The organism is Rahnella sp. P4_A8, from assembly GCF_056402435.1.
In genome coordinates, this window is record NZ_JBFUHK010000244.1 from 1 (window position 1) to 1,267 (window position 1,267).

The 1,267-nt window shown below is 47.3% G+C and carries 2 protein-coding genes; both read right to left on the reverse strand.

Annotated features, from left to right (window positions below; all coding sequences use genetic code 11):
- The coding region (locus AC1DUO_RS25110) for an MFS transporter (protein ID WP_477989397.1) at positions 1 to 763 on the reverse strand (763 nt) is incomplete at its 3' end.
- Positions 764 to 934: 171 nt separating this feature from the next.
- Positions 935 to 1,267, reverse strand: a 333-nt coding sequence (locus tag AC1DUO_RS25115) for a LysR substrate-binding domain-containing protein (RefSeq protein ID WP_477989399.1), incomplete at its 5' end; no start/stop codon positions are given.

Below are 1,267 nucleotides of genomic sequence, written 5' to 3' on the forward strand. Positions count from 1 at the left end.
AGCTTACCAGCTGCACGCTGGTAACATTGAAGTAGGTGCGGGCGAGGGTGGGTCCCTGGGACATAAACGTGGACGCCATCGCCCATGAAAGAAATATGGCCATGCAGCAGACGATGACGTCCCGGAAAGAGAGTACCTTATGACCTTGAGTTTTGACATTTTTCCGTTCACCGGTTACGGGCGTACTGTGCCTGTTAATCACCAGACGACTGCCCCTGATCGCAAATACTGACGCTGTAACCAGAATAAAAAGAATTACGTAGGGAGCCTTAAGTGCATAAAAACCGCGATGCACGATTTCCCCCGTAATTAATGGGCCAATAGCCTGTCCAAGGATCAACGAGGCAGAAGCCGTCAATGCCGCAGTATTACTTACTTCCGTATCAAATAATTTAATCAGCGAGCGGTTAATATAGGCCATTAAAATACCTGAACCCAGACCGGTAACAAAACGGCCTAGGATAAGTATCATAAAGTTATCTGCAAGCATCATCAGTAGTGATGACAGCAAAACGCAGGCCAGACCTGCATACAGAGGTTTTGTATACAGCTCAGGCCTGATATTAACCCTGGCGGTAAATGCAAGCGCTAAAAGGACTCCAGCCGCGTAGACGCCAAAAACCGCCATTATTTGAGAAGCGCTGAAACCATATAAACTGATGTATACGGGATAGAGAGGAGTGGGAAGACTGCTGCTCAGCATGCCGGAAAAGAAAGCCAGGGCCAGTGCCATCCCTGCAAGCGATGTTTGTTTGTCTGACATAGTAATATCTTCTGTCCTGGAAAATGGATTCGTTCTGTAAAAATCCATAAAACAGTAACACGATCCCTTAGCGACGGGATTCGAGCAGCAGGAATACCCACTGTGACGTAGTTTCACAGTGAGTATTTAAATATGACCTTGGGGACAAGTAGTAAGGGGCTGGCTGAAAATTCAAATGCTCCAGGGATGCAGGGCTATCTGTTTTTCCATGAATTCAATAAAACAGCGGATGCGCGGGCTGAGATGCTGCCTTTTCGCGTAAATTATATAGAGCGGCTCTCTGACAGGAGACTGGAATGCCTTAAAAAGCGGTATTAATCTTCCTTCTCTGATATCCCGGTGAACGTGAAAGTCAGCTAGGCGGACGATACCTTCTCCCTGAATAGCCAGATCTCGCAGCAAATCGCCCTGCGACAGTGAGGCAACCGGTTTCACTGGGAATATGATGCTCTGATTGTCTTCGGTGAATACCCACTGGTTCCAGTGGCTATCGAAATTAAAGTG